This window comes from Agrobacterium sp. NPDC058088 (genome assembly GCF_042885035.1).
GTDB lineage: Bacteria > Pseudomonadota > Alphaproteobacteria > Rhizobiales > Rhizobiaceae > Agrobacterium.
Genome location: NZ_JBHVSU010000005.1, coordinates 118,793 through 139,596, shown reverse-complemented (window position 1 = coordinate 139,596; position 20,804 = coordinate 118,793). Strand labels below are relative to the sequence as shown.

Genomic DNA, 20,804 nt, shown 5'->3' with positions numbered 1-20,804 from the left:
GTCAGTCTCCGTCAGCAAAGGAAAAGCCGGAACTCAGGCCGATGGCGCTGCCATATTGGTCGTTGAGGCGGTAAATCAGGTCTTTGCCGTTGAGCAGCAGGTAATCTACCTTGGCACGCTGGGCGTCCTTGTCCAGTGCCTTTTCGACATCGGTGTCGATCGTTGCCGCAACGCGGATCATCGATTTGGCGATGAAATCGATGGAGTTGACGATGGAGCGCTGATCGGGCGGTACAAGTTCGACCATATCGGCCGTGTGCAGGAGGGTCTGTACGGCCTTGATGTTGGCGGAAATGCTCTTCCAGGTCAGGCCGGAACGCCAGTAAATGGCGGTGCGGGGAAATTTCGCCTTGTCCGGTCCCTTGTAGAAAGTCTCGATCCGCTGGTCGCGGATTGCCTCTGCGCCGTGCACGAGGATGCCGAGCAGGGCGACCAGCGCCTCGCGCTCATCACGAAACACGGGGTTGTCCGGTCCCGGCTGTGTCCAGTTTTTCTGCGCACCGTCAGGTGCGTTCCAGCTATCGGAAAGCTCCGTCGCCACGTTGGCGATGTTACCGGCGATGGCGGCGCCGAAACGGCAGCGAAAATCGCCTTTCTTGTCGCGCAATTCTTCCGCGCCTGTGCCGTAAAGCACGAACTCCAGCGCGCCAAGCCCCTGTGCCGCGACGCTCTTGCCTTTCAGGCCGTCTGCGGTGGTAACGCTTTCATCCTTTTCCGAAAGGTAACGCTGCACCTGCTTCAGTCCGAGACCCTTCTTGTCGGGGTAATAGAGCACGCGTTCGAAACGGTTCTTCTCGATCACCGGGCCGACACGCACGATCTCGATTGTCGACCAGTTCAAGACCGTTTCAGTAAAAGCCGCCTGCGCTGCTGCCTCCGTCGTTTTGGAGGGTGCGGCGCAGAAGGCCTTCATGCTGCTTTCAAGAGTCTGCGCCGACTGCCGGAAGTGGTCATAACCGGGGCGGATGAAGCCGTTCACCGCCTTTTCCATCACGCCCCGCACCTGCGCGGGGTCAAGCGGCGGCGGCGGTAATAGCTCCACATCCTGCGCCCTTGCCGGCGGCGTGGTGAGAAGCAGCAGAACGGAGATGACGCCGGGAATTTTTCGCATGGAAATCTTCATCAAAGGGACTCCAGAAAGGCCAGCAAAGCCTGCCGGTCGGATTTTTGCAAGGCGGCAAAGGCATCGCGCGCTTTTTGCCCTTCACCGCCGTGCCACAATATGGCTTCCGTCAGGCTGCGCGCCCGCCCGTCATGCAGGTAAAAACCGTTGTCATTGACGCGCTGCGTCAAGCCGATACCCCAGAGCGGCTGGGTGCGCCAGTGCCGACCGCTGGCTTCCCCCACCTGCTGGCCATCGGCAAGATCCTCTCCCATGTCATGCAGGAGAAAATCCGAGTAGGGCCAGATCAGCTGGAAGGAATGCATGGGATCGGCGGCATCGCGGCGGGTGACGAATTTCGGGGTGTGGCAGGCCGTGCAGCCGGCTGTATAGAAAAGCTGCTTGCCCTGAAGAACAGTTCGATCGCCGGCATCGCGCCGCTGCGGCACGGCGAGGTTCTCCGCGTAGAAAGTTACGAGATCAAGAACCGGGTCCGGCGCTTCCACCGGCCCCAGCCGTGGCTGCACACCTGTTGGCATGGCCAGACAGTCCTTCTGGGCCTCGGTGCAATCGCCATAGGCATTCGGCGCATCCGGCGTGGAAATGCCGATATCGTTGGAAAAGGCGCAGGCGCTCTGGTCGCGCACGCTTGCATTCTGCGCCTTCCAGCCGAACCGCCCAAGTTTCACTTCACCGGTGCGATGGTCCTTGACCCATGCCGGCCGCCCGGCAATGCCATCGCCATTTTTGTCATCGGGGTCTGCGTTGGCGAGAATATCGGCCTCGCTGATCGCCTCGATCAGGCCAAGTCCGAGAGTAGGCATGGCGATCCGTGCTGAAAGCGTCGTATCGGCGCCTAGCGGACCATATTTCAGGTCCGCTGCGGAATAGGCGGGCTGGCGTAGCGTCACCACTTCGCCATCCGAAAGGCGCACAGGCTTTTCAGTGTAGGTGATGACCGGTCTGCCCTCGGCGGCAAGGCCAGGTATGGCGAGGTTCTGAAGCTGCCGGCCATAGGTCTCATCGGGAAAATTCAGCACCTCATGGCGCGCAATCGCTGCCCGTTCCTTCCAGTCCCGGGCCGGTCGCGCCAACCGCAGAAACAGCGAAACGGGGTCTTCGCCGGCAAGTGGCGGGCGACCCCTGCCGTCCTTCACATGGCAGGTCTGGCAGGATCGGGCATTATAAAGCGGTCCCAACCCGTCCGAGGCCTGGGTGGAGGAGGGGGAGGAGACCCACAGCTTCTGGAACAGCGCGTTGCCGAGCTTGAAATCCTGCTTCCGCTCGAAGGGCATTGTGGCGGAAGGTTGGGAAAATGCGTTGCCATCGGCCTTGCCGGTGCTGGTGGTCGCGCCGCCGGACATAGCCTCGAAGGGCTCCGGCTTCGTAAAATCGGTCGTCGGCGCAGTGACAGCCAGCACGCGGCTTCGGTCTTTCTCCGTCAGGTCGTCACGCAGTGGCGCGGCAAGCGTCACCGACGCCACAAGACACACTGCCCCGGCGAAGAAAAACGGCTTGCGGATCGGCGACAGCGACAATTCCATGGAGTCGGAAAGCACATTTGGTAGGCGGGCCACAGTGGATCGCGGCCCGCCTTGCCGCTTATTTGAAGACGGCGTTCGGATTGTCGAGGCTCGCGGAGCCTTCGAGTTCGATCTTGCCAAGATCGAGTGCCGCGATGACGCGTTCAACGGTCTTCGTCTGGTCAATGAGACCGTCGATAGCCGCCTGAACCACGGCATTGCCTTCCTTATTGCCTTCACCGATCATCTGGTCGTAGGCCTCGACCGTCTGGGCGCGCTTTTCCATTGCATGCATGGCGTCGAGCGTCTTGTTCAGCTTCGCCGTCATTTCGTCGTTCAGCGCCTTGTCCTTCGCGCCAACGAGTTCCGACAACGACGCGCCGGTCATCTTCGTACCATCCACGCGGGTATAGTCGCCCGTATAGGCAGAAGCGATGCCGATGGCGTCGTTGAGATGTGAATTATAGGTATTGTCGGAGAAGCAATCATGCTCCTCTTCCGGATCGTGCAGCAACAGGCCAAGCTTCATGCGCTCGCCGGCAAGCTCGCCATAGGAGAGGGAGCCCATGCCGGTCAGAATAGCGGTGAGGCCTGCCTTCGGATCGGCTTCCACCGTCTTCGTGGCCTCACCTTCCGGCGCCCAGGCATCCACCATCTCCTGAAGGTCCTTGATCAGTAGGGTGGAGGCGGATTTCAGGTAATCGGCGCGGCGGTCGCAATTGCCGTTCGTGCATTTTGCCTTGTCATAATCGGTGTAGGGGCGGTTGCCTGCGCCCGGCCCGGTGCCGTTCAGATCCTGGCCCCAGAGCAGAAATTCGATGGCGTGGTACCCGGTCGTCACATTGGCTTCGACATCGCCCGCCTCGTGCAGGCTTTCGATCAGTTCCGGGGTGATCTTGGAGGCATCGACCTCTTCACCGCTGATCTTGATCTTCGGATTGGCGATGATGTTTGCGACGTAAAGCTCGTTCTCGTCGCTTTCCGTGCCGTAAGAGGGGTCGACATAATCGATCAGACCCTCATCCAGCGGCCAGGCGTTGACCTTGCCTTCCCAGGCATCGACAAGCGGATTGCCGAAGCGATAGACTTCCGACTGCTGGTAGGGAACGCGGGCCTTGATCCAAGCTTCGCGCGCGGCTTTGAGGGTCTCTTCGCTCGGCGTTGCAATCAGCGCATCGATGGCCTTGTCCAGCTTCTTCGCTGTGGTCAGCGAATCCTCATATTTGGCATGCGCGACATCGGCATAATGCTTGATAACGGCGGCAGCGTCGGTGGCCGCCTGCGCGGGAAGCGCGGTGAAAGCCGCCGATGCGGCCAGAAGCACGAAAGACGCGCTAAGAATTGTTTTGCGGATCATGATCCCTCTCCTTGAGCAGCCATGAAAAGACTTCAGGCTGCGGCCAGCGAGTTCTGACCCAATCACAAACTTGTGTCAAATATTCTAGTTTAGAATGCTTTGAAACAAGCCGGCTCGGTATTTCCCAAGTAAAATCGCTGCGTGCAAAACCTGTTTTATGCTTTGCGTTTCATCAAGCAGAAGAAGAAACCATCCGTATCTGTGGTTGCAGGCGTCAGCGTCACTGTTTTGCCATCGGAAGAATGCGGCTTGTTGGCGTTACCGCCGAAAATCGACTGCCAGCGCTCCAGAGCCGAACCGATCGAAAACTCCGGGTTTTCCGCGCAGAACCGTTTGACCTGCTGTTCGTTTTCCTCGGGCAGAACCGAACAGGTGACATAAAGCAGTTCGCCACCCGGGCGCACGAAACCTTTGGCCTGCGAAAGCGCCTCGCCCTGCTGCTGCACGCGTTCTTCCAGATTGCGCGCTGTCAGCCGCCACTTGGTGTCGGGACGGCGGCGCCATGTACCGGTGCCGGTGCAGGGGGCATCGACCAGAACGCGGTCGAATTTTTCATGGAACGGGGCAAGGCCGGAGGCGCGGTCATGCACCTGCACATTGCGCGTACCGGCCCTCTTCAGCCGCTCGATGATCGGCGCGAGCCGCTTGCGGTCGGCATCAAAGGCGTGGACCTGACCTTTATTGTTCATGCTGGCGGCCATGGCCAGCGTCTTGCCGCCACCGCCGGCGCAGAAGTCGAGGATCTGTTCGCCTTCATGAGCACCGGCAAGATCGGCGACGATCTGCGACCCCTCGTCCTGCACCTCGAACCAGCCCTTCTGGAAGGAGAGTTCGGCAGTCACGTTCGGCAGGCGGGAGGGGCCTGTGCCGGCGGGAATACGAACGCCCTGTCGGGCAATCTGCGTGGCTTCCGCGCGGCTTTCCTCAAGTGCCTTCAGAACCTTGTCCCGGGTCGCCTTCAGCGTGTTGGCACGCAGATCAAGGGTCGGTCGCTCGTTGAGCGCTTGCGCTTCAGTGAGCCAGCGCTCTCCGAATGCCGTTTCGAGGGAAGATTGAACCCATTCGGGTATGTCGCCCTGAATATGGGTCGGCGCATCGTCGAGGGAACGGGAGAGAAAGGCCTGCTGCCTTTCCGCGTCGGGCGCGGCGGGGGCGAACTTGTCGCCGTCGAATTCCGCCGAAAGTTCCGAAAAGCTTTTGCCCCATTGCCGCAACAGGACAGCATAACCAAGCGAGGTGGCGCTATCGTCATCCATCAACCAGGCGTGCGACAGTTTCATGCGCAGCGCGTCGTAGACGATGTTGCCGATGGCAGCCCTGTCGCCGGACCCGGCAAAACGATGGGCGAGGCCCCAATCTTTCAGCGCATCGGCAACGGGACGCCTGCGTCCCTCAATATCCGCCAATACTTCGATTGCTCCGGCCAAACGCCCGCCCAAACGCATTGTCTACCTCTTCTTGCTGATTAGCCCGGTTGGTAGACGCGAATGGCGGCGAGGGCAAGGCTCAATCGGCCTTGACGACCTCGTAGCAGACCTTGGCAGTGCCGGAGCTGATCATGCCGATGTTCTTGGCGGCAGCCTTGGAAAGATCGAGAACGCGACCCTTGATGAATGGTCCGCGGTCGTTGATGCGCACCACGACGGCCTTGCCGTTGCGGGCGTTGGTTACCTTGACCTTGGTGCCGAACCGCAGGGAGCGGTGAGCGGCGGTCAGGTTGGCGGCGTTCATACGCTCGCCTGAAGCAGTCTTGGAGGACAACGCATACCACGATGCGCCTCCACAACCATTTGCCGCATTCGCCTGAAGAGGCGCAATGATGGAACAGGCGGCAATAGTTGCAGCGGTGAAAGTTATACGACGGATATTCAACAAACTGTACTTCCCTGAAAATCGGCCCCGCGCCGATTGATTGTGCCCTTGCTAAACGACCATGAACTGGTCTGAACGCCTTTTAATGCGAGATTGTAGGGCGAGGGAAAAATGGCGAAAAAAAGCTGATCTCAAATCACGAACTGTTACATTCTGTAATATTCGTGATCGTTAGCCGGAAAGTCACCCAACACAGCTCAGTGTAGACAATTGAAAAAAATGCCGCAGAATCAATGCGGAATGGAAATGTCATTGCAACTCACGCCTTCGTGAATCTACCTCACGAAATGTGAGTGAAATATTTTTCCAATGACTAGGATTTTAGTGATTCTGCGTAGTTAATTAAGTCTTAATTCGCTTAAATTCAATGAAAACCATCCGCAAAAACGCCGTTGGATGGATTTTTCATCGTTTTCCGTGGTGCTGTTTTCAGCCGCGCCAGAGGCCATTTTTCCAAAGTTGTCGGAGCGACTGCCGGTACTCCGGGAAGTGGAAATCAAAGCCGAGCTCCCGTATTTTGGCATTGGAAACACGCTTGTTCTCGCCGTAAAACGAACGCGCCATGGGCGTCAGATCGGCGGTCTCGAAATCCTGCTCAGCCGGTGGTTCAACACCCATCACTTCAGCTGCGAAGCTTACGACATCCTGCGGTGGGCAGGGTTCGTCATCCGTCACGTTAAAGATGCCGCGTTCATTTTTCTGCGTCAAAAAAGCAAGTGCCGCACCGATATCCTCGACCCGGATACGATTGAACACCTGGTCCTTCTTCACCAGCCTTCGCGCCGTTCCCTTCTCGAAATTCATGAAGGTATTGCGTCCCGGGCCATAAATTCCGGAAAGGCGCAGGATGGAAAGCGGCACATCTGCTTTTTCGGTTGCCCCAGTCCACGCGGCCTCAGCCGCCACCCGCTCGACAGAGCGTGCGGAAACGGGACGGCAGGGTGTCGTTTCGTCTACCCAGGTGCCCTGATGGTCGCCATAAACGCCGACGGTGGAAAGGTAAGCCACCCATTTCAGATTGGGCAGGAGCTTTTTTAGGTCGTCGCCCAGAAGCGCAAGCAGCGGGTCACCGTCCTTGCCCGGGGCGATGGATTGTACGAGATGGGTGACATTCCCCATTGCGGCGATGAGATCGTCATTGAGATGGGCGCCGTCGAAGAGCAACGGCCTCATGCCTGCGGCACCGAGGTTTTCAAACTTGTCCCTGCTGCGTGTTGTGCCGCAAATACTTGTAGCCTCGGTTTTCAGCGCGTTGGCAATGGCTTTCCCTGAATATCCCGCGCCGAAAATCATCACATGCATGCGTCATGCCTCTGCCAGTTGCCATTCCATTTCCGCATCCGGATCAGTCTCCGGTGCGCGACCGGCAGAGTATGTACGGAATTCGTCCCTGTCCATAAGCCGTGACAGTGCCCATGCGGCCATCCCCCGCACCTCAGGCGAAGGATCGGTCGCCGCAAGTGCCTTGCATTGGTCCACAAATTGCCGGTCGGCAGAGTTTCCGGCTGCAATGAGCACATTGCGGATGAAGCGGTTGCGACCGATGCGTTTGACGGGGGAGCCGCTGAAAAAGCTGCGAAAGGCGGTATCATCCAGCGTCAGCAGGAATGCGATAGACGGTTCCTTCAGATCTTCGCGCGCCTGCAGCTTCATCTCGGAAGCGCTGGCCGCGAATTTGTTCCATGGACAGGCGGCCAGGCAATCGTCGCAGCCATAGATGCGGTTACCGATCATCGGCCGGAATTCGTGCGGGATCGGTCCCTTGTGCTCAATGGTGAGATAGGAGATGCAGCGGCGCGCGTCCAACTGGTAGGGGGCAGGGAAGGCCGCGGTGGGGCAGGCGTCAAGGCAGGCGCGGCAGGAACCGCAATGGTCCTTCTCTGCCTCGTCAAGACAGAGTTCGGCGGTGGTGAACATGCTGCCGAGAAACAGCCAGGAGCCATGGGTGCGGCTGACCAGATTGGTATGCTTGCCCTGCCAACCGAGACCGGCGGCGGCGGCAAGCGGTTTTTCCATCACCGGGGCGGTGTCGACAAAGACCTTCACATCCTCGCCGGCGCGGGCGGCAAAGCGCGTGGCAATTTCCTTCAGTCGCCCCTTGATAACGTCATGGTAATCGCGATTGCGGGCATAGACTGAAATTGCTGCCTTGTCCGGTTTCGAAAGGAGATCGCGCGGGTCTTCATCGGGACCGTAATTGAGGCCGAACATGACAATGGAGCGTACATCGCCCCAGAGTGTTTTCGGCTCCGCCCGGCGAGCTTCGGTTTCCGCCATCCACGCCATGGTGCCGTGATAGCCATTGTCGAGAAATTGCCGCAGCCGATCGGGTGCAAGCGGAATACTGTCGGGCGCGGTGATGCGACAGAGATCGAAGCCAAGCGAAAGCGCCTCCTGACGAACGAAATCCGTCAGTTTGCGTGCGCGTATCCGCTGCTTGTCGCTGGCAACGTCGATGATAGTGCCTCCTGCGGGTTATTCCGTGAAATATATAGGCGGAGCCGCAGGCCACAGCAAATAGTCGGGAGGCCCGACCTCAGAAGTCTAGATCGGCATAGTGGGAGGAGGGGGCAAGACGCGGAATGCGCTCGCTGAGGAATGGCCGGAAGGACGGCCGCGATTTCACCCGCTGATACCATTCCTTGGCAATCGGCGCTTCAAGCCAGTTGATCTCGCCGAGATAATCCAGCACCGAGACACCGGCCGCCGCAGCAAGATCGGCATAGCTCAGCCTGTCACCGGCGAGCCATGTGCGCGAACCCGCCAGCCATTCCAGATATTTGATATGCTGGCGAATATTGTTGCGGGCGGTGCGCAGCAGCTTGGAATCCGGCGGTCCGCCACCCTGCGCCGCCGTCATCTGCAATTTGTAAACGCGTTCGCGGACCAGCGGCCGGGTCACGTCATTTTCCATCTTCTGCAGAAACCATTCCGTCAGGCGGCGGATTTCCGCGCGTTGAAACGGGTCTTCGGCCAGAAGCCGCCGGTCGCGCTTCAACACGCCATGCGTTTCGTCCAGAAATTCAGCCAGCACATAAGGGCCGCTGAGCGAGCGCATGTTATCATCAAGATAGACCGGCAGGGTGCCGGCCGGATTGAGCGCCAGAAACTCCCTCCGTCTTTCCCACGGCTGCTCCTCAACGAGATCGGTCTGGAAGCCGTATTCCGCAAGGATCAGACGAACGAACCGGGACGCGGTCGACATCGGGGAGTGGTAGAGAGTTGGCATCGGTACTCAATTTTTACGATTGGTTGTTATGATCGGCATTTGCCGGAAAACTTTTTCAGTTTCGCTTCATCAAGACGCTATAAGAGCTTGGCTACTTTAAAACAAGTTTAACGAAATTGCTTTCCCTTCCCGCTTCCCCCTGAAAAAAGGATATCTCATGGGTGACCAATCGATCATCAGCGCGCTTCTGCTGGGCATTATCGAGGGTCTGACGGAGTTCATTCCCGTTTCCTCCACGGCGCATGTGCTGCTGGCCGGGCATTTCCTTGGCTTTAAATCGCCGGGTAACACCTTTGCCGTTCTCATTCAGCTCGGCGCGATCCTGGCTATCCTTCTCGTTTATTTTCAAAAGCTTGTCTCGATCGCTATGGCCATGCCGACAAACGCGAAGGCGCGGCGCTTTGTCCTGGCCGTTTTCCTCGCCTTCCTGCCGGCAGCCATCATCGGGGCTCTGGCGCACGACTTCATCAAGACGGTGCTGTTTGAAACGCCGATGTTGATTTGCGTCATGCTCATCATCGGCGGCGTTATTCTGCTTGCCGTCGACCGTATGCCGCTGAAGCCAAAATATACCGACATCATGGAATATCCGCCGTCCCTTGCCTTCAAGATCGGCCTTTTTCAGTGCCTTGCGATGATTCCCGGCACCTCGCGCTCGGGTGCGACCATTGTCGGCTCGCTGCTGATGGGGACGGACAAACGCTCGGCGGCTGAATTCTCATTCTTCCTGGCGATGCCGACAATGCTTGGCGCTTTTGTGCTGGATCTCTACAAAAACCGTGATGCGCTGAGCTTTGATGACAGCGCCCTGATTGCTGTGGGTTTCATCGCGGCCTTTGTCTCCGGCCTCTTCGTTGTGCGCTCATTGCTGGATTTCGTCTCTCGGCGCGGTTTTGCGCCCTTCGCCTGGTGGCGCATCGTCATCGGTGCAGTTGGGCTCGTCGCACTGCTCGTTATGGGCTGACTTCAATCAAGCGGACCAAATAAAAAAGCGCCCCGAAAGACCGGAGGCGCTTTTTTGTTTTAAAGATATAAGGCTGATCAGTTGGCGCTGATCGAAGCCGTTGCGCAAGGGTCGACGCCATAAGCGGGAGCGCAGCCGCTCTTGCCCGCTGCAACCGTACCCGGCGCCATGAAAGAACCCGCCAGAACCACCAAAGCCGCACACGCAAAAAAGAGTGCGATAGATCTGCCCATTTTATGATTGCCTTTCAGACGTTCGTTCGCGCGGATCGTGCCGCCGTGTGTGAATTGAGGGTTCGGGATATGTTTGGAATGTGGCGAATATCAATAAACGAGCTTGCTGAATACCGGGTTAATGCGAAGTCTTTTCCACAGTTGCGCTTGTGCCACGCTTACCGGTTTCGGCGCTTCGCCGTTAACCATATCGCTGCTCCTGCAGCTTGTGTTCTTGATTTTCCTCCCACGCCATTTGGCAGTAAAAATGCATTGAAAGCGGTTTGGTTGCGATAACATGCATAAAAAAAGCGGGATGTGCTCCCGCTTTTGATTTCCATCAAGTGCCTGACCTCAGGCAGCCTTGCCGGCGTTCGAAAACTGTCCATGCGGGCGATACTGCACCATGTAGGATGGCAGAACCGAAGCGACGCGAACGGGGGTTATGCCGATGCCTTCCAGCGTCAGTCCGTTCTTTTCGGCATCAGCGGAAACGACATTGTCCTTTTTAAGCATGGTCACCTGATCGGACGTCAGGGGTGGCGTAATCAGTGGCACCAGAGACGCGAGCTTGCCGATCATAGAGGCCACGCCGAAAGGCAGGTTGATGAATGGGCGTTCGCGGTAGGTCGCGGTAAGAACGGCCTCGAGACAGTCACGGAAGGTCATCACATCAGGACCACCGAGTTCATAGATAGCGCCGGGCTTCAGCTTGCCATCGACCCTGCGGGCAACGGCCTCCGCAACATCTTCGACATACACCGGCTGGAATTTGGTTTTTCCGCCGCCGATCAACGGCAGGAACGGCAGGTTGCGGGCCATCTTGGCGAATTTATTGAAGAAATCGTCTTCCGGTCCGAAAATGATCGAAGGACGCAGTATCACTGCGCTTGGCAGCACGGAATGGATGGCGGCTTCGGCACGGCCCTTGGTGCGGCCATAACCGGTATGAGAATTTGCTTCCACGCCGATGGCAGAGATATGCGTCAGCGTTGCGCCGGCGTCGCGGGCCGCTTCGGCAATGGCTTTGGCGCCAAATTCCTGCACGGCGTCAAAAGTGTTGCGGCCGCTTTCGGTGAGAATGCCGACGCAATTGACCACATGGTCTGCATCTTGGACGGCTTTGATGATGGAATCGCGATAACGCAGGTTGGCCTGCGCGAAGGAAATCTGGCCGACATTGCCGAGCGGCTGCAGAAAGCCGGCAAGATCGGGGCGGCGGACGGCGACGCGGATGCGATAACCGCGCTTGGCGAGCATTCTCACGACATGCCGCCCGACAAAACCCGAACCGCCAAAAACGGTGACGAGGGGTGGAAGGTTGGCCAAGGTCATGGGAGGCTCCTCAGAAGCTGTCGATAAAGCGTTTTTCAGTCTCTTAGCCCAAAGCCACGCGCACGTGAAGAGAGGTTGTCGCAAGGCCTGCGGCTAGTTTGCGAAATGCGGTTGATGACCGTCAGATTCCTTCGACGATCATCATCTCCGCATCCGCGACTTCCTGGCGGATTTTGGCCGCCGCCTGGTATTCGGGGGAGTTGTAGCAGTCGATTGCATGCTGGACAGATGGGAACTCGATGATGACGTTGCGCGCACGCGCCTTGCCTTCCAGCTCGGTCACTGAACCGCCGCGAGCCAGAAAATTGGCGCCGAACCGCTCAAAAGCAGGCTTTGCCGTGGTGACGTAGTCCTTGTAGCGCTCACCGTCGCGCACATCGACGCGGGCGATCCAATATCCCTTGGGCATGTTGTTCCCTCCAGTTGCTGTTATTGATTGGCCGGAAAGCTGGCGCGCAGCATATCGTCCAGAATGGCGCGGGCCGCCGCTTTCGGGTCCTCCGCCCTGACGATGGGGCGGGCGACAACCAGATGGCTCGAACCGGCCTTGATGGCGTCATAGGGCGTCATTACCCGCTTCTGATCGCCAAGATCGGCGCCGGCGGGGCGAATGCCGGGGGTGACCACGGCAAGGTCGGGGCCGAGAATTTCACGCACAGCGGTCGATTCTTCCGCCGAACAGACAATACCGCCCATACCGGCCTCGCGTGCCTGTTCAGCCCGACGCAGCACCAGCGACCGCGCGTCGGACGCGTAACCGGCTTCCGCCAGATCGCTGTCGTCCATCGAGGTCAGCACGGTGACACCCAGCAGGCAGAGGCCGGAGCCTTCTGCCGCCTTGACGGCAGCACGCATGGCTTTGGGATAGGCATGCAGCGTCAGCATCGACATGCCCATGCGGGCGATGTTTTCGACACCCGAGGCGACGGTATTGTCGATATCGAGCAGCTTCATGTCGAGAAAGACCTTCTTGCCGCTCTGGACAAGGTCACGCGCGAATTCGAGACCGCCGGCAAAAACCAGTTGATAGCCGATCTTGTAGAAAAGGACTTCGTCACCGATTTTCGAAACGATGTCTTCGGCCTGTTGCACAGTCGGAACATCGAGCCCGACGATGAGTTTTTCGCGCGCGGTCATTGTCTTATCCCTGCCATGTTTCCATTGCCGTCCAGTCGCATGTGGGGGACGCGGCTGCAAGTGAAAACTCGGCGATGGAAAAGCGGAAAAGATTGCCGCCGCCCGGCGGTTGGTCTTCGGCGCGGCTGATGCCACGGCCCTCGATATGGCATTTCAGAAGCGTGCCCACACCGCCATGGCCGATAAAGGCAACCGGCTGCCGTGGGTCGTGTCGGTCGAGAACGGCTTTGACAGCCCCGACGATCCGCGCCTGCGCATCGATTGCCCGCTCCCAGCCGTGAAAACTCTCCTCAGGATGAGCGAAGAAGCAGTCCGCCGCCTTCTCGAATTCCAGCGGTGGCAGGAAGCCGGTGGCCGACCGGTCGTTTTCATGCATTGCCTCGACGATCTCCATTTCCGCGCCGGATGTTTCGGCAAGGATACGCGCGGTTTCGATCGCCTTGGTTTCAGCGCTGGAAACGATGCGCCGCAACGCCCGCGCCCAAGGCAGGTGGCTCGCCTCCCGCGTCCGCTCGACACCCCTGTCCGAAAGTCCCCACTCAGGAACGGGAACCGTCGGATCGATCTTGACCTGAGGGTGGGTGATGTAAAGCGCATGCATGGCAATCGGTCCTTAAGGGCGATGGAAAGGGCAAATCAACACCCTAACCATTCGTCACGACCGGGAAATGACGGCCTTGTTCATTCTGCAGACGCGATCAGGCCCGCGTATATGTCCACAATTGCGCCGGCGGAATATTGCGGACGATGAAATCAAAATGGCGGATATGGTAGAGATGCGGCTGCGCGACGATCGGGGAAATCGGACCGTAGGATATCTGCACCACGGGGCGGCCGTGCGGTACCCGCTTCAGCAATTCGTCGAGAAGCTTGATGCGGGCAGCCATCGGAAAATTCAGCATCGGTACCGCGGAAATGACGCTGTCGAACATCTGGCCCTTGTGCTCGCCAAGTGTCGCATCGAGATCGAAGGCGTCGCCATTGACGAAATTGACGCCCGGATAGCTTCTGAGCAGCTGATGGTAGAAGTCGGTCGAATATTCGATGGCCGTCAGGCTCTCCGGCTTGATGCCGCGCGCCAGAATGGCCTTGGTGATGACGCCGGTGCCAGGACCGAGTTCGAGAACCGGCAGGCCGGAATGGGGATTGATGACACTCGCCATTTTTTTGGCCGTGATCGACGATGTCGGGACAATGGCGCCGACTTTTTTTGGCTGGCTGACCATGCCTTTGAAGAAGCGAATTTCTTCCTCAAATTTCTGTTCAAAGCGTTGCTTCAGGTTGAGTGCCATGATTCCCCTCGGATACAATTTGGTCATTGTCAAAAAACGGTTACGCACTGTTGATCTCATTTGGCGCAAAAACAAGGCAAAATGTCGTAACTGGAAAAATTCGGTTTTCGTTTGAAATGCGCGTTACTCGAATCAAAAAACGCCGGGGAGCAATCCACCGGCGTTTTTGATTGAATTGGCAAAAAACAGCCGTTTAAACGCGCATCGGCATCAGAACATAGAGTGCATCATCGCCCGCCGTGTCGCGAACGAGCGTCGGCGATCCGGCATCTGCCAGCAGAAAAATTGCATCCTCGCCGGAAAGCTGCGACGTGATGTCGAGGAGGTATTTGGCATTGAAGCCGATTTCCATCGAATCATTGTCGTAACCAACGGCGACTTCTTCGGTAGCGCTTCCTGAGTCGGGATTGTTGACGGTGAGCGTCAATTGGCCGTCAGTTAGCGCCAGCTTCACGGCGCGGCCGCGCTCGGAAGAAATCGTCGAAACACGGTCCACGGCCCGGGCGAAGGTCTGGCAATCGACGCGCATTTCCTTGTCGTTGCCGGTGGGGATCACGCGCTGATAGTCCGGGAAGGTGCCGTCGATGAGCTTGGAGGTCAGAACGACCGAGCCGACCGTCAGGCGGATCTTCGCATCCGAGACTTCGACGGTGACTTCCAGTTCCGGATTGTCCATCAGCTTCTGCAATTCACCCACGGTCTTGCGCGGAATGATGATGCCCGGCATGCCTTCGGAGCCCGCGGGGGCATCCACGTCTGCACGCGCCAGACGGTGACCATCGGTGGCGACGGCGCGCAGCTTCAGCTCGCCATTGCTTTCGATGGTGTGGAAGAAAATGCCGTTCAGGTAATAACGCGTCTCTTCGGTCGAAATCGCAAACTGCGTCCGGTCGATCAGCATCTTCAGATCGGTCGCCTTCAGTTTGAAGGTATGGCTAAAGGTGCCGGCGGTCAGGTCAGGGAAATCCGCTTCAGGCAGGCATTGCAGCGAGAATTTCGAGCGGCCGGAGGCAACGGTCATGGAGGAACCGTCCGGGTTGGTCGCCAGAAGCACTTCCGAACCATCCGGCAGCTTGCGCACGATTTCATAAAGCAGGTGTGCCGGAACGGTGGTGGCACCCGCCTGCTCCACCATGGCCGGGGTCGCTTCGGTGATTTCCAGATCGAGGTCGGTCGCCTTCATGTCCAGATTGGCGCCGGATGCGCGAAGCAGAACGTTGGACAGGATCGGGATCGTGTTGCGTCGCTCGACGACCCGGTGGACGTGGTTCAGCGATTTCAGAAGGTTCGACCGCTCAAGAGTAATACGCATGGACGCTACCGCTTTCAACCGTTGCGAACCGGCCACCGCCGGATCGGCAAGAAGAGTCTTCACCGGCAAAAGCCGGACAATGTGGACGGGCAAAATGGCAGAGTTATTGGAGAAAATGCAAGAGCCGAGTGCATCTGCCTCGGCTCATTTTGCTGCTATACAACATGATCCACAGGTTGGGAGCGCCGATGGAGCTTGTTCGCCGGTTTTCTATTGCCCATAAAGGGGAAAACCGGAGCGACCGGCCGGCAGGGATCGGCCAGAATGATTGGAAGCCGTGTGACGCAGGAAATATCGAACAGTGATGCCAGACAGGCAGCGAAGGAATTCAGGATCGGAGCGGCCACCATTCCGGCCCGGCCGCTGGAACCGGCGCTTTACCTCGTCGCCACTCCCATCGGTAATCTCGGCGATATCACCCTCCGCGCGCTGGAAACACTGGCCTCGGCCGATGTTCTCGCCTGCGAAGATACCCGCGTCACCCGCATCCTGCTTGAACGTTATGGTATCCGCACGCGTCCGCTTTCCTATCACGAACACAATGCCAACGAAGCGGGGCCGAAGCTCATCGCCGCGCTGGCGGCCGGAAAATCCGTGGCGCTGGTCTCGGACGCCGGAACACCGCTGGTTTCCGATCCCGGTTATCGCCTCGGCCAGCTGGCGCTCGAGGCCGGGCATCGTGTCGTGCCGGTGCCGGGGGCCTCTGCGCCGCTTGCCGCTCTTGTCGGATCCGGCATGCCGAGCGATGCCTTCCTGTTTGCGGGTTTCCTGCCGGTGAAGGATCGCGGCAAGCGCGACCGATTTGCTGAATTGGCGAAAATCCCCGCGACCCTGATCTTTTTTGAATCGCCGCATCGCATAAGTGCCTCCGTCAAGGTGGCGTCGGAGGTGTTGGGCCGTGATCGCCGGGCCGTTGTCTGCCGCGAGCTGACCAAGACTTTCGAAGAGTTCCGGCGCGGTACGCTGGGCGAGCTTGCGGATTATTACGATGGCGACCGCGTGGTGAAGGGCGAGATCGTGCTGCTGGTGGAACCGCCCTCCTATGACGAAATTCCCGATATCGAGGATGTCGAGAAACTGCTGAAGGATCTCGTCGCCACCATGTCCGCCGCCAAGGCTGCCGGCGAAGCCGCGAAGCTGACGGGCCTGCCGCGCAAGGAGCTTTATCAGAGGCTGCTGGATATGAAGGAAACGGATGGTCGTTGACGGGCGAAGCAACAAAAGGCGCAAAGCCGAGCGGCGCGGCCATACTGCCGAATATTGGGCCGCGCTTTATCTGCTGCTGAAGGGATATCGCATCCTTGCCATTCGGTATCGAACCCGACTGGGAGAAATCGATCTCATCGCCCGCAAAAAGGACCTCGTCGCCATCATCGAGGTCAAGGCCCGCGCTTCCGGTGGCAGCGCGGTCAATGCCGTCGGTTTCCATTCGCAGCAGCGCATCCGGGCGGCTGCCGATCTCTGGCTTTCCCGCCGCAAGGATGCCGGCCGCTTTTCTCTGCGTTTCGATATTGTCGCCGTTTTGCCGCGACGTCTGCCGCAGCACTTTATCGACGCTTTTTGAGCGGGAGAGGGAAAGCAATGTCTACCGAGCGGGAAAAAATGGCCGCGGGCGAATGGTACAGCTGCATGGATGCCGAGCTGGATATGCTGCGCCGGCATGCGCGCCGGGCGGTTCACCAGCACAATACCATGCCGCCGGACGAGCGCGGCGCTATCGGGCCGCTGTTGCGTGCACTTTTTGCCTCTGTTGGTGAAGGGGTATTTATAGAGGCACCGTTTCATTGCGCTTATGGCCTCAACGTCAAGCTGGGGAGGAATGTCTATCTCAATGCCGGCTGCACCATTCTCGATTCCGCGAAAGTCACAATAGGCGACGGCGCGATGCTCGGCCCCACCGTGCAGATCTATTGTGCCGAACACCATCTGGACCCGGTTCCGCGCGCCGAGGGGATTGAGATCGCAAAACCTGTCATGATCGGCCGTGATGTGTGGATTGGCGGCGGTGCGATCATTCTGGCGGGCATCACCATCGGTGCCGGTTCGGTGGTGACGCGCGACGTACCGCAGGGCGCTACGGTGGTTGGAAATCCGGCCCGTCTGATAATGCGAAAGGACGCCGGAGAAATACATTTTTGAGGAACCGGCGTTTATCGGCAGACGGTGTAATAAATCTGACATGAAACTGTTAAAGAGGCGTCATGGAACCCCTCTATTCGCATCCTCACCCCAATAAATGGTGGAGAGGATCTAATAATGTTCAAGAAGATTTCCATGGCCGCTGTGGCCGTCAGCATGTCGGCAACGTCCTCCATGGCCGCGACCAATATCACCTGGTGGCATGGCATGGGCGGCCGTAACGGCGAAGTCATCAACGAAGTCTCGCAGAAATTCAATGAAGCCCAGAAGGAATGCGCTCTGACGCCGGTTTCCAAGGGCTCCTACGAAGAAGCGCTGGCCAGCGGCATCGCGGCCTTCCGCTCTGGCGAACAGCCGAACATCCTCCAGGTATTTGATGCGGGCGCCGCCACCATCATCAACGCCAAGGGCGCTGTGATCCCGGCCGAAGACCTCATCAACAAGGCCGGTTACAAGTTTGACCGTGACGCCTTCATCAACGGTGTGCGTTATTTCTACGCTGCCGCTGACGGCAAGTTCGTCGGCATGCCCTTTAACTCCTCTGCGCCGATCATGTATGTCAACGACGAAGCCCTGAAGAAGGCCGGCGTTGAAGCCCCGAAGACATGGGAAGAGTTCGAAAAGATTGCGCCGAAGCTGAAGGAAGCCGGCTATATTCCGTTGGTACAGGCGCAGCTGACCTGGCAGTTCACGGAGAACTTCTTCTCCCGCAACAACATCCAGTTCGCCACCAATAACAATGGTTACGACAGCGTCACCGACACCAAGCTCAAGGTCACCGACCCGAACCTCGTCATGATGTTCGAAAAGCTCAAGGACTGGAAGGACAAGGGCCTGTTCGCCTATTACGGCGCCGGCTGGAACGACAACCAGAAGCCATTCGAAGAAGGCAAGGTCGCGTTCTGGATCGGTTCTTCGGGCTCCTTCGGCGGCCTGCAGAAGACGGCGACCATGCCGTTCTCGGCAACCTTCCTCCCCTACTGGGGCTCCATCAAGGGTGCCGGCACCAACTCCTTCATCGGCGGTGCTGCCCTCTTTGCAATGTCGGGCAAGTCTGAAGCCGAAAACAAATGCGTGGCGGACTTCTTCCAGTTCCTGACCTCGCCTGAAATCCAGGTCTTCTACCACAAGGCAACCGGTTACGTCGCCATCACCAAGGCCGCTTACGAAAAGGCCAAGGCTGAGGGTTACTACAAGGAAAAGCCGGTCGCCGAAGTCGGCATCCAGCAGCTGTCCCTGCCGGGCGGCGAATGGTCCAAGGGTTATCGCCTCGGCTTCTACCCGCAGATCCGCGCCGTGATGGAACGCGAATACAACCGCATCTTCTCCGGCGAAGTTACGCCAAAGGCTGCTTTCGAGATCATCGAGAAGGAAGGCAACGACCTTCTGGCACGCTTCGCCAAGACGGCTGGTTGATCAACCTCGTTTGAAATCAATGATAGTTGCCGAGCCTCCTTTCTGCGGAAGGGAGGCTCGCTTCTGGATAAGGAAGCGCAAGCGTGGCCCATACATCCTCTCAACCAAGCCCATTGTTGGCTGGCCGATCCAACAAGGTGGGAAAACCGGCGAAGGCTGCTGAAGCCGGCATGAAGCGCGTGCAGTTCTCCTCGTCCTTTGTGCCCTATCTGTTTCTGGCGCCGCAGCTGGCGGTGATTTTTATCTTTTTTTATTGGCCGTCGGTTCAGGCCATACATTCGTCATTCTACATTGAAGACCCGTTCGGCTTCGGCGCTTCCTTCGTCGGACTTGCCAATTATTCGGATGCGATCTTCAGCCCCGAATATCTCAGCATCGCCAAATTCACGGTGGTCTTCACCGTGCTGGTCACCTTCTTTTCGCTGTCGCTCGGCCTGCTGCTCGCCGTCAAGGCTGACGCGGTCATTCGCGGAAGTTCGACATACAAGACGGTGCTGATTTCCGTTTACGCCATCGCGCCGCCGGTCGCCGGTCTGATCGGCATGATGTTTTTCGACCAGCATATCGGCCCCTTCGTGAAGATGGCCGCGTTTCTCGGTTGGGACATGAAGGTCGGCCTCAATTATGTCGACACGGCCTTTGCCATGATCGTTGTCGCGGTCTGGAAGCAGATTCCTTACAACTTCATCTTCTTCCTCTCCGGTCTCCAAGGCGTTCCGGTCTCCGTGCGGGAAGCCGCCGCCATCGACTGCCGCTCGGGCTTCCGCCGGTTCTGGACCGTCATCATGCCGCTCCTGGCTCCCACGGCCTTCTTCCTGCTCATCATCAACATCACCTATTCGCTATTCGATACCTTCGGCGTCATCGACGTGATGGTGAAGGACAAGGCCGCGAACAACCCGATCACGCTGGTCTATAAGGTGTTCCTGGACGGTTTCCGCGGCAATGACATCGGCGGTTCATCTGCCCAGTCCGTCATCCTGATGCTGGTTGTCTTCGTCCTCACCATCATCCAGTTCCGCTTCATCGAGAAGCGCATCCATTACAATTGAGGGAGAAGACGATGTACAAGACAAAACCCCTCGACCATCTGGTGCTGATCATTGGCGCACTGTTCCTGATATTGCCTGTTATCGTGGCCTTCATGACCTCCACGCATACGGCGGCGGAAATCCACCGCAGCGGCCTGACGATCGTTCCCGGCGATAATTTCGTCGAAACCTATGAAAAGGTGCTGACGCAGAAGGGCGGCTTCACGGGGCAGATCACCGGCATCAACATGGTGATCAACTCGCTCATCCTCGGCATCGGTTTTGCCGTCGGTAAGATCGTCCTGTCGATGACGGCTGCTTACGCGATCGTCTATTTCCGCTTTCGCTTTGCGACGCTCGCCTTCTGGATTATTTTCACCACGCTGCTCCTGCCGCTCGAAGTGCGCATCATGCCGTCCTACGAGGTGATGAGCAAACTCGGTCTGCTGAACTCCTATACGGGACTGATCGTGCCGCTCTTGGCATCCGCGACAGGCACCTTCTATTTCCGGCAGTTTTTCAAATCCATTCCGGAAGAATTGCTCGAGGCGGCCCGCATCGACGGGGCAGGACCGTTCAAATTCTTCATCGATATCATCATCCCGCTCTCGCGCACGATGATGGCGGCGATCTTCATCATCATGTTCGTTTATGGCTGGAACCAGTATCTCTGGCCCATGCTGATGACGACGGATGAGAAATTCTTCACCCTGATGCGCGGTATCAAGTCGATCCTGCAGGTCTGGGTCGGTTCGCAAATCCCCGATTACAACGAAGCTTTCGCGCTCGCCGTTCTGGCCATGCTGCCGCCTGTGTTGATCGTCGTGATCTTCCAGCGCTGGTTCATCAAGGGCCTCACCGAAAGCGATAAATAAGGAGACCG

At 58.2% G+C, this 20,804-nt stretch carries 21 protein-coding genes; 7 read left to right on the top strand and 14 right to left on the bottom strand.

Annotated features, from left to right (window positions below):
• Position 1: 1 nt before the first annotated feature.
• From ACFVTJ_RS15725 to ACFVTJ_RS15690, 8 genes are all read right to left on the bottom strand, one after another.
• Positions 2-1,123 (bottom strand): imelysin family protein, encoded by a 1,122-nt coding sequence (locus tag ACFVTJ_RS15725; protein ID WP_386908870.1) that lies wholly within the window; start codon positions 1,121-1,123, stop codon positions 2-4.
• Complete coding sequence (locus tag ACFVTJ_RS15720; protein ID WP_386909235.1) at positions 1,123-2,646, bottom strand: di-heme oxidoredictase family protein; 1,524 nt, start codon at positions 2,644-2,646, stop codon at positions 1,123-1,125. The genes ACFVTJ_RS15725 and ACFVTJ_RS15720 overlap by 1 nt, the downstream gene beginning before the upstream one ends.
• 58 nt (positions 2,647-2,704) lie before the next feature.
• Complete coding sequence (locus tag ACFVTJ_RS15715; protein WP_386908868.1) at positions 2,705-3,982, bottom strand: imelysin family protein; 1,278 nt, start codon at positions 3,980-3,982, stop codon at positions 2,705-2,707.
• A gap of 155 nt (positions 3,983-4,137) precedes the next feature.
• Positions 4,138-5,427, bottom strand: coding sequence for an RsmB/NOP family class I SAM-dependent RNA methyltransferase (locus ACFVTJ_RS15710; RefSeq protein ID WP_386908866.1), 1,290 nt, complete (start codon positions 5,425-5,427; stop codon positions 4,138-4,140).
• A gap of 61 nt (positions 5,428-5,488) precedes the next feature.
• Positions 5,489-5,857 carry a septal ring lytic transglycosylase RlpA family protein gene (locus ACFVTJ_RS15705; RefSeq protein ID WP_063949493.1) on the bottom strand — a complete coding sequence of 123 codons (369 nt, stop codon included), beginning with the start codon at positions 5,855-5,857 and terminating at the stop codon, positions 5,489-5,491.
• Between the two features lie 426 nt (positions 5,858-6,283).
• The gene (locus ACFVTJ_RS15700) at positions 6,284-7,156 is read right to left on the bottom strand and encodes an SDR family oxidoreductase (protein WP_386908864.1); all 873 of its coding nucleotides are present in this window, start codon (positions 7,154-7,156) and stop codon (positions 6,284-6,286) included.
• Between the two features lie 3 nt (positions 7,157-7,159).
• Positions 7,160-8,311, bottom strand: coding sequence for a tRNA epoxyqueuosine(34) reductase QueG (gene queG, locus ACFVTJ_RS15695; protein WP_386909233.1), 1,152 nt, complete (start codon positions 8,309-8,311; stop codon positions 7,160-7,162).
• 79 nt (positions 8,312-8,390) lie between these two features.
• Complete coding sequence (locus tag ACFVTJ_RS15690) at positions 8,391-9,083, bottom strand: glutathione S-transferase family protein (RefSeq protein ID WP_010970800.1); 693 nt, start codon at positions 9,081-9,083, stop codon at positions 8,391-8,393.
• A gap of 157 nt (positions 9,084-9,240) precedes the next feature.
• Between ACFVTJ_RS15690 and ACFVTJ_RS15685 the strand changes: the two genes are divergently transcribed.
• Positions 9,241-10,047: an undecaprenyl-diphosphate phosphatase gene (locus ACFVTJ_RS15685; RefSeq protein ID WP_386908862.1), complete on the top strand. Its 807-nt coding sequence runs from the start codon at positions 9,241-9,243 to the stop codon at positions 10,045-10,047.
• 566 nt (positions 10,048-10,613) lie between these two features.
• On the opposite strand, the gene ACFVTJ_RS15680 is transcribed toward ACFVTJ_RS15685, so the two are convergent.
• The 6 genes from ACFVTJ_RS15680 to dnaN all read right to left on the bottom strand — a co-directional run bounded on the left by ACFVTJ_RS15680 (position 10,614) and on the right by dnaN (position 15,335).
• A complete protein-coding gene (locus ACFVTJ_RS15680; protein ID WP_386908860.1) occupies positions 10,614-11,594 on the bottom strand; it encodes a complex I NDUFA9 subunit family protein in 981 nt (326 codons plus the stop codon).
• A 121-nt stretch (positions 11,595-11,715) separates the two neighbouring features.
• Positions 11,716-12,003 (bottom strand): DUF1330 domain-containing protein, encoded by a 288-nt coding sequence (locus ACFVTJ_RS15675; protein ID WP_386908858.1) that lies wholly within the window; start codon positions 12,001-12,003, stop codon positions 11,716-11,718.
• Positions 12,004-12,023: 20 nt separating this feature from the next.
• Positions 12,024-12,731 carry an orotidine-5'-phosphate decarboxylase gene (pyrF, locus tag ACFVTJ_RS15670; protein ID WP_080811010.1) on the bottom strand — a complete coding sequence of 236 codons (708 nt, stop codon included), beginning with the start codon at positions 12,729-12,731 and terminating at the stop codon, positions 12,024-12,026.
• A gap of 4 nt (positions 12,732-12,735) precedes the next feature.
• Positions 12,736-13,332, bottom strand: a complete 597-nt coding sequence (locus ACFVTJ_RS15665; protein WP_386908856.1) for a histidine phosphatase family protein — start codon at positions 13,330-13,332, stop codon at positions 12,736-12,738.
• Between the two features lie 97 nt (positions 13,333-13,429).
• Positions 13,430-14,023, bottom strand: coding sequence for a phospholipid N-methyltransferase PmtA (gene pmtA, locus ACFVTJ_RS15660; protein ID WP_386908854.1), 594 nt, complete (start codon positions 14,021-14,023; stop codon positions 13,430-13,432).
• 193 nt (positions 14,024-14,216) lie between these two features.
• On the bottom strand, positions 14,217-15,335 hold the full coding sequence (gene dnaN / locus ACFVTJ_RS15655) for a DNA polymerase III subunit beta (RefSeq protein WP_386909231.1): 1,119 nt from the start codon (positions 15,333-15,335) through the stop codon (positions 14,217-14,219).
• Between the two features lie 264 nt (positions 15,336-15,599).
• On the opposite strand from dnaN, the gene rsmI reads away from it, so the two are divergent.
• The 6 genes from rsmI to ugpE all read left to right on the top strand — a co-directional run bounded on the left by rsmI (position 15,600) and on the right by ugpE (position 20,796).
• Positions 15,600-16,541, top strand: coding sequence for a 16S rRNA (cytidine(1402)-2'-O)-methyltransferase (gene rsmI / locus ACFVTJ_RS15650; protein ID WP_386908852.1), 942 nt, complete (start codon positions 15,600-15,602; stop codon positions 16,539-16,541).
• Positions 16,531-16,899 carry a YraN family protein gene (locus ACFVTJ_RS15645; RefSeq protein ID WP_386908850.1) on the top strand — a complete coding sequence of 123 codons (369 nt, stop codon included), beginning with the start codon at positions 16,531-16,533 and terminating at the stop codon, positions 16,897-16,899. The genes rsmI and ACFVTJ_RS15645 overlap by 11 nt, the downstream gene beginning before the upstream one ends.
• Positions 16,900-16,916: 17 nt before the next feature.
• On the top strand, positions 16,917-17,474 hold the full coding sequence (locus tag ACFVTJ_RS15640) for a sugar O-acetyltransferase (protein ID WP_386908848.1): 558 nt from the start codon (positions 16,917-16,919) through the stop codon (positions 17,472-17,474).
• 117 nt (positions 17,475-17,591) lie between these two features.
• On the top strand, positions 17,592-18,890 hold the full coding sequence (locus ACFVTJ_RS15635) for an extracellular solute-binding protein (RefSeq protein WP_386908846.1): 1,299 nt from the start codon (positions 17,592-17,594) through the stop codon (positions 18,888-18,890).
• Between the two features lie 83 nt (positions 18,891-18,973).
• Positions 18,974-19,942, top strand: coding sequence for a sugar ABC transporter permease (locus tag ACFVTJ_RS15630; RefSeq protein ID WP_386908844.1), 969 nt, complete (start codon positions 18,974-18,976; stop codon positions 19,940-19,942).
• 11 nt (positions 19,943-19,953) lie between these two features.
• Positions 19,954-20,796 carry a sn-glycerol-3-phosphate ABC transporter permease UgpE gene (ugpE, locus tag ACFVTJ_RS15625; protein ID WP_386908842.1) on the top strand — a complete coding sequence of 281 codons (843 nt, stop codon included), beginning with the start codon at positions 19,954-19,956 and terminating at the stop codon, positions 20,794-20,796.
• Positions 20,797-20,804 lie beyond the last annotated feature (8 nt).

What these genes read in the sequence shown, in the direction of transcription:
- ACFVTJ_RS15725 (WP_386908870.1), bottom strand. Translation starts at nt 1,123, where the DNA reads ATGAAGATTTCCATGCGAAAAATTCCCGGCGTCATCTCCGTTCTGCTG.
- ACFVTJ_RS15720 (WP_386909235.1), bottom strand. Translation starts at nt 2,646, where the DNA reads ATGGAATTGTCGCTGTCGCCGATCCGCAAGCCGTTTTTCTTCGCCGGG.
- ACFVTJ_RS15715 (WP_386908868.1), bottom strand. Translation starts at nt 3,982, where the DNA reads ATGATCCGCAAAACAATTCTTAGCGCGTCTTTCGTGCTTCTGGCCGCA.
- ACFVTJ_RS15710 (WP_386908866.1), bottom strand. Translation starts at nt 5,427, where the DNA reads ATGCGTTTGGGCGGGCGTTTGGCCGGAGCAATCGAAGTATTGGCGGAT.
- ACFVTJ_RS15700 (WP_386908864.1), bottom strand. Translation starts at nt 7,156, where the DNA reads ATGCATGTGATGATTTTCGGCGCGGGATATTCAGGGAAAGCCATTGCC.
- ACFVTJ_RS15690 (WP_010970800.1), bottom strand. Translation starts at nt 9,083, where the DNA reads ATGCCAACTCTCTACCACTCCCCGATGTCGACCGCGTCCCGGTTCGTT.
- ACFVTJ_RS15685 (WP_386908862.1), top strand. Translation starts at nt 9,241, where the DNA reads ATGGGTGACCAATCGATCATCAGCGCGCTTCTGCTGGGCATTATCGAG.
- ACFVTJ_RS15680 (WP_386908860.1), bottom strand. Translation starts at nt 11,594, where the DNA reads ATGACCTTGGCCAACCTTCCACCCCTCGTCACCGTTTTTGGCGGTTCG.
- ACFVTJ_RS15675 (WP_386908858.1), bottom strand. Translation starts at nt 12,003, where the DNA reads ATGCCCAAGGGATATTGGATCGCCCGCGTCGATGTGCGCGACGGTGAG.
- pyrF (WP_080811010.1), bottom strand. Translation starts at nt 12,731, where the DNA reads ATGACCGCGCGCGAAAAACTCATCGTCGGGCTCGATGTTCCGACTGTG.
- ACFVTJ_RS15665 (WP_386908856.1), bottom strand. Translation starts at nt 13,332, where the DNA reads ATGCATGCGCTTTACATCACCCACCCTCAGGTCAAGATCGATCCGACG.
- pmtA (WP_386908854.1), bottom strand. Translation starts at nt 14,023, where the DNA reads ATGGCACTCAACCTGAAGCAACGCTTTGAACAGAAATTTGAGGAAGAA.
- dnaN (WP_386909231.1), bottom strand. Translation starts at nt 15,335, where the DNA reads ATGCGTATTACTCTTGAGCGGTCGAACCTTCTGAAATCGCTGAACCAC.
- rsmI (WP_386908852.1), top strand. Translation starts at nt 15,600, where the DNA reads ATGATTGGAAGCCGTGTGACGCAGGAAATATCGAACAGTGATGCCAGA.
- ACFVTJ_RS15645 (WP_386908850.1), top strand. Translation starts at nt 16,531, where the DNA reads ATGGTCGTTGACGGGCGAAGCAACAAAAGGCGCAAAGCCGAGCGGCGC.
- ACFVTJ_RS15640 (WP_386908848.1), top strand. Translation starts at nt 16,917, where the DNA reads ATGTCTACCGAGCGGGAAAAAATGGCCGCGGGCGAATGGTACAGCTGC.
- ACFVTJ_RS15635 (WP_386908846.1), top strand. Translation starts at nt 17,592, where the DNA reads ATGTTCAAGAAGATTTCCATGGCCGCTGTGGCCGTCAGCATGTCGGCA.
- ugpE (WP_386908842.1), top strand. Translation starts at nt 19,954, where the DNA reads ATGTACAAGACAAAACCCCTCGACCATCTGGTGCTGATCATTGGCGCA.